Origin of the sequence: Rhodopirellula sp. JB055 (assembly GCF_043100905.1) — a bacterium.
Taxonomy (GTDB): domain Bacteria; phylum Planctomycetota; class Planctomycetia; order Pirellulales; family Pirellulaceae; genus Rhodopirellula.
On record NZ_JBICHO010000411.1, the window covers coordinates 1 to 6,063 of the forward strand.

The following is a 6,063-nucleotide window of genomic DNA, read 5'->3' on the forward strand; positions in this document are numbered from 1 at the left end:
AGGTCTTTGTGTTTTGCAAGGTCGTCAACCAATCGCGTTCCAAGGCGAACAGATTGGGATGCGCCTTTTGAATTTTGAGTGAAGTTTCGCGAGCTCGTTTGCGACTGCTCTTCGTCGTCAAATTTTGAATGAATTTCTCGCGGACGTAGCCAGCGTCAGATTGCGGCAGCACGACGGACTTGCCCAATGCGATCACCAATTCTCGGTCGAACTTTTTGTCGTTCAGCATCGTGACAAACGAGTTGCGTTCGCTTGCCGCGGTTTGCAAACGGCGAATCGTCGGTGCCAGTTCCGGGACTTCGGCTGTACTTAAACTGCTGAGTGCCGAGTCCAGTTCGTCATCCGACAAATGAAAGAACTGCTTCTGAAGATGGGTGACAGTCTCGCGTGCTTTGGCTCGTTTCTGATGCTGGACGACCATGTCATCGACGGAATCCGCGTCCACACCCGATTGCCGCGGATCATGATTCGGCAACCGCAATGTCTTTCTTCGCAATTGCAACGCGGACGCGGACTGCCAGACCGGATTGATGTCCAGCATGGATCGCAAATAGGCTTTGGCGGGCGAGTCAGTCACGTTCAGAGGTCCTCCACGTTCAAAGATCCTCGTGATCGAGTCCGAGTGATGATAGGACCATTAACAACGTGTCCTTGGCGTTCGCGAAATGTTCGCGGTCGGCGCGAGCCATCGCGTCTTCGTAGATGTCAAGTGCGTCGTCGAGTTGTTGGCGTTGCGAAGGGTGCAGTTCGCCCAGCATGCGTTCGGCGAACCGAGCCAATTTTTGATTATCGAGATCATCTCGCGGGTAGAACTTGAGTGCCTCGATCCGCCGTTTGGCTTCCTCGATTTGAGCGGGCGACAACTGGTGCACGTGGTTGGTCAAAACGGTGCGGAATCGTTCGCCTCCCGGTGCGTAGGCCTCGACTTCCAGCACGCCTGACAAATCGTAGGTGAAGCGAACGTAGATCGGGCTGCCGGCGGGGCCGGGCGGCAATCCTTTGACTTCCAATTGCCCGAGTGCGGTGTTGTCAGCGACCTTGCGTGCGTCGCCCTGGAAGACTTTCAGTGTCACGTTGGTTTGGTTGGCCGCGACGGTGCTGAAGACTTCTTCGCGAGAAACTGGGATCGTGCAGTTCCGATGCAGGATGGGTTTGAAGTAACCGTCTTGCATGTGCCCGCCAAACTCTTTGACGATCTCGACACCCAGGGTGAACGGGCAGACATCGGTCATCACCATGTCGTCGACCGCGGCGTCTTGACCGATCAAGGCGGCTTGCACGGCCGCACCGAGAGCCACCACTTCATCGGGATCGTGATCGATGATCGGTGGTTTGCCGAAGTAGTCGATGACGAAATCACGCAGGACGGGCATGCGTGTTGAGCCACCGACCAGGATCACGTCGTCGATGTCTTTGGGGTCCAGTTCAGCGTCGCGAAGGGCTCTTGCGATCGGTCCCGCGATTCGCTGCATCAACGGATCGCACATTCGCGAAAAGTCGGCTCGGGTGAGCCGGTACGTTTTCGGTTTCTCAGCAAAGTTGCCATCTTGGTCGGGCAGCCGGATCTTGCAGCTTTCTTCCTTGGACAGCAAACGTTTGGCTTTTTCGCATTCGCCTCGCAATCGGGACACACGCAGGGGTTGCTGCAGTTCGGCGAGTTCGAGCTGCGTGTCTTCGCCGGACAAGACCGCGGAGACCATTCGGTCGGTGAAGTCTTCTCCGCCCAACATGCTTTCGCCGGCGGTGGATCGAATCTCGAGTGTGCCTTCGAAGACTTCCATGACAGTCACGTCGAAGGTGCCACCACCGAGGTCGATGACGCAGAGGTTCTTTTCGTCTTCGCGAGCGTGAAAGCCGTAGACCAGCGCTGCAGCGGTGGGTTCGTTGATCATGCGGCGGACATTCAGGCCCGCCATTTCACCGGCCAGTCGGGTGGCAGTGCGTTGGTGATCGTTGAAGTACGCGGGGACGGTGATGACGGCGTCGGTGATTTCCGTGTTCAGGAAAGCGGCGGCGTCGTCACGCAGTGATTGCAGCACCAAACTGCTCAGTTCGTGAGGCGTGAACTCTTTGTCGCCGAGTTTGAGTTTGCGTTCTTGGCCCATGTAGCGTTTGAAGACCCACGCACAACGCTCAGGCGCGGTGACGCGAAGTTCTCGAGCGGCGGAGCCAACGACGACCTGGCCGTCTTCGAGCACACCCACGACGGATGGCGTGAGCGTGTCGCCATGAGCGTTGGAGATCAACTCGGGTTTGCCGTTCCGGAACACGCTGACCAACGAGTGCGTGGTGCCCAGGTCGATGCCAATGCACACCGGTTCTTCAGTTGGGAAAGACGAATCGGATCCGAATTCAGGCATGAATCGAAGGGGTTGTTCGAGTGAGTTTGTGCACGGCAGTCAGAAGCGTTTCGAAGGGGTGATAGTCTAGTGAGTTTGCGGCTCGCCGTGCATCCGTTGAAATGGGTGGATTGGGCGGATGGTGTGCAGCGACGTTCTCGGGAATCTTGCGGGACGATTCGCGTTTGGACGTCGGTTGATCGCTCAATCGGCGGAACCGATCGACTTTGTTGCTCTTCTGCTTGAGCTCGCTTTCGGATCCCCCAGATGGGCTTTGCGTTCGGAGCCCCAAATCGGGTATTTTAGAACACGCTCCATTCGCGGTCATTGCGATTGCAAACGCTGGTTTTCTCGTTTCAGAGGCATACGTGACAGTTCGCATTGATGCAATCGAAGAATCGAGTCGCGGGCCGATCCATCTTGTGGTGGCGGGCTACCGGGCTCGCCCCAACGCGGATCTGATTCGTTCCGCGGGGCTGAGTGGATCCACCTACCGAGTGCGTTGGGCGGCGGGTTCATGGGCTGAATCGGGAGCGTCCGTGGGTGTGGTTGCCCGTGGGGCTCGGGTGGCGCTGCCAGCCATTCGAGGTGGCCGGGCGTTATTGGGAGTCGGGTCGTTGGCGGGTGGCATCGGAACCGCGGCAGTGATCGGTGCGGCCAACTTTCGCAGGCGATACTATTGTGCGAGACGCGATGGTGTCCGACTGGCCGATAAAATCTTGGACCTTCCCGGCGTGGGCAAACGCCCGTTGCACTTGATCGGGCACTCGCTCGGAACGGTCGTGATTCGTTCGGCCTTGGAAAAATTGGCGGAACGAGATTGCCGCGTCGACGACCTGTTGTTGATGGGCGGGATGACGTCTCGGATGAACTGGAATCAGCACGTGGACACGTTTCGCGGGCGACTCATCAATTTGTATTCCCCGCGAGATCGGATCTTGAACGTCGCTCCGGTGATCGACCGCGTGGTTGGAACCGGGGCGATCGTGTGTGAGGAACTACGCGACCGCTTGATGAATCACGATTTGTGCCGTGAGTTGCCCAACCAGTTCAATTTCTTGGGGCACCACAGCGGCTATTGGAATCGGTTTGGCCAATACGTGATGGCGTGAGGTTACGTTTGCGAATGGTTGGCGATTCACATCGGTGGATCGCCCAGCGATTCGACATCGACCGGGAAGTCTTCTCCGTTGAAGGTGACCACGTCGCCATTGTGCAGTTGCTTGCGTCGACGCGTGTCGACTTCGCCGTTGACGATGACTTCACCGGCTTGGATCAGCACCTTGGCTTCGCCTCCCGTTCCCACCAAACCTTCTCGTTTGAGAAAGTCGTCCAGTCGAACCATGGGAATCGGTGCTTTGACAGGATTCGCTGCGTCAGGGGAACCGGGTGACTGGGAGGTACCGGGTGACTGGGAGGGAATGGGCGCATTGGAATCAGCGGACGAGTCGTTCATTGAATTTGGAACCTTGCAAGGACGGGGTTGTGGTCACTGATGTCACGCTGGTCGTCAGGAATGTTCCAGTAGTTGTCCCAGTGTTCTTCTTGTGTGTCTTGGTCGCCGCCAAAGTTCAAATCGGTTCGCACAGCGACATCGCGGAGCGACAGGTCGACCACGCCGGGCGTGTCAATCGCCAGGTCACGCGAAACCAAGATGCGGTCGAATTGGCGACCGGGCAACAGATGCGTCGTTCGCTCCGTGGGCGGGATGCGATCGTGCAGGTCGACTAGGTCATCCGATGGATCGCTGGTGCCTCGCGACATCAGCACGCCGAGATCCGAATCCGCGGCGATTTGCCCGGCAAGTTCCTCGGTGTTGAAGTCTCCCGTGACCAGAACATGAACGGGTTGGTTGGGATCTTCTTGTGACGCTTTCACGCCCGTGACCAAACGTTCCAGCCACAAACTCAGCGACCGCGTCTGGCGTGCCCGCAGTTCGCCTTTTTCGGCCATTGCACGCAGATGACAATTCGCGATCACCAGCAGTTCGATCTTTCCGTTGACAGGAATTTCAACGACCGCGAATAAATGTTTTGATACGGCAGCGTAACCGCGAGATTTCATCGAAGGTGTTACGACGCCTCGTGAAATGGATCGCACGCCGGTCGTTTTCGTTGCCAGCAAAGCGACGTCTTGTTCGGTGTAAAAGTCCTCGCCTTTGATCACGTAGTCGTCGTATTTCAGATCGTGATTGCGATCCATCGCGCGAGTCAGAAAGAACATCACGTTCTGACTTTCGACTTCTTGTAGAGCCACGATGGTCGGTCGCACTTTCGCGATTGCAGCGGCCACTCGGTCGCGACGCCAATCCCATTGTTTGCGGCTGGGAGAACTTTTTTCACGCCCCAGTTCGCTTGGGTTGTCAGCCGTTTGATTGTCGAAGAACCATTCCAGATTCCAGGTCATGACGCTGAATTCCGTCGGGTCGGCAGCGTTGGCAGGAGAATTCAACGCGACCAAAAAGAAGGCAGCCAACGGGCAGAGGAAGATCAAACGCATGCGGAGATTCGGCGAGGATGGAGAGCAGATTCGCGAAGAAATCGACGGCTGGGACTCAGGCTTTTTCGGCGGCGATGGCGGCGACGGCGAGCAAGTCACCTCGTCCAAAGCAGAACTGTTCCAAGGCATCCAGTCCCGACGTGTCGCCCGCCTGTTTGGCGCGTCGAGCCATCGCCAAGAGTTCGGGTAGGACTCGCTGGACTGGCACGTCTTCCGGGAACAACTCGATCGCGGCGCGAAGGGCTTCGGCGGGGCGACCGACTCGATCGAGCAAGTCGATGTAGGTTTCGATGGCGCCTGCGCCGGCGAGGTTGACGTCGACCGTGCGAGCTTTTTGTTCAAACATTCGCAGCGCTGTGTCGACACTTTGGCCGAGCAACGCAGAGAAGAAAGCGGAGTGAGCAGGATAGAAGTCAACGAACGGTTCCTCGCCGGGGTACTGGAAATCGGCGGGCAAACGGCGGCCGTATTGGCAGAGCTGCCACGCTCGATCGATCATTTCGCGATCATCGATGACGGTCGCGAAACGGACAGTGGACGACAGGTGCGTGGTATCGAGATGATACCCGCCGCCACCAAGGATCCACTTGTACTTCGCGATCAGCTCGCCGAGGTTGAGCTTCACGGAATCTTCTTCAATCGCTTCGGGCGTGACTCCGTTTTCGGGGCCGCGGTTGCGAAAATCGTCGCGGACGAGCGACAGCAGTTCGTTGTAAAAAGAGGTCAGCAAGCACTCCGCGGCGACCTGCCGATCGGCTCGCGAACGTGTCGCGATGGCTTGGTCGTACAGCGTGATGCTGTTGCAGGTGCCTTGATGTTCCAGCACCGCGTTGTAACCACGACGAAGGTCAACGTTCTCATGCAACAGAACCTGAGTCATCTCGTCGTAGTTTTCGTCGTTGATCTCGATGTCAGCGAGCAAGCGGCGAGCGAGTGCGGTGTCGCCGGTGGGGCGCAGGTACATCCATCCTTCTGCAATGCGGCCGTCTTGGATCAGCATCGCACCGGCTTGGCGACAGGCGTCCAGGAGGTCTTCTTCCAATGCCCGTTCGCGTTGTTTTTCAGCTTCGGTGGTGCCGGGCAGCAGCGGTTCGTCAGGGTCCGCGATCATCGGCAGGCCGTGTGCCAGACGGCTTTTCATCTTGAGTGCTTCGAACAGCTCGACCGGCTGACGTTCACGCCGGTAGTGGGCGATGATTTCGTCGATGCGTTTGGCAGGATCGGT

6 protein-coding genes are annotated in these 6,063 nt (G+C 57.7%); 1 reads left to right on the top strand and 5 read right to left on the bottom strand.

Translation table 11 applies throughout. The features are described from left to right. Positions 1-577 (bottom strand): hypothetical protein (locus ACF8AM_RS16085; protein ID WP_392556612.1); only part of this gene is annotated, 577 nt, incomplete at its 3' end. 19 nt (positions 578-596) lie between these two features. Then, complete coding sequence (locus ACF8AM_RS16090; protein WP_392556613.1) at positions 597-2,360, bottom strand: Hsp70 family protein; 1,764 nt, start codon at positions 2,358-2,360, stop codon at positions 597-599. Positions 2,361-2,707: 347 nt separating this feature from the next. Here ACF8AM_RS16090 and ACF8AM_RS16095 point away from each other — a divergent pair, with 347 nt between their 5' ends. Then, on the top strand, positions 2,708-3,451 hold the full coding sequence (locus tag ACF8AM_RS16095) for a DUF726 domain-containing protein (protein ID WP_392556614.1): 744 nt from the start codon (positions 2,708-2,710) through the stop codon (positions 3,449-3,451). Positions 3,452-3,477: 26 nt separating this feature from the next. Here ACF8AM_RS16095 and ACF8AM_RS16100 read toward each other — a convergent pair whose 3' ends face one another. The 3 genes from ACF8AM_RS16100 to ACF8AM_RS16110 all read right to left on the bottom strand — a co-directional run. After that, positions 3,478-3,795 carry an RNA-binding S4 domain-containing protein gene (locus ACF8AM_RS16100; RefSeq protein ID WP_392556615.1) on the bottom strand — a complete coding sequence of 106 codons (318 nt, stop codon included), beginning with the start codon at positions 3,793-3,795 and terminating at the stop codon, positions 3,478-3,480. Next, positions 3,792-4,838, bottom strand: coding sequence for an endonuclease/exonuclease/phosphatase family protein (locus tag ACF8AM_RS16105; protein WP_392556616.1), 1,047 nt, complete (start codon positions 4,836-4,838; stop codon positions 3,792-3,794). The genes ACF8AM_RS16100 and ACF8AM_RS16105 overlap by 4 nt, the downstream gene beginning before the upstream one ends. A gap of 55 nt (positions 4,839-4,893) precedes the next feature. Beyond that, the coding region (locus ACF8AM_RS16110) for a hypothetical protein (protein ID WP_392556617.1) at positions 4,894-6,063 on the bottom strand (1,170 nt) is incomplete at its 5' end.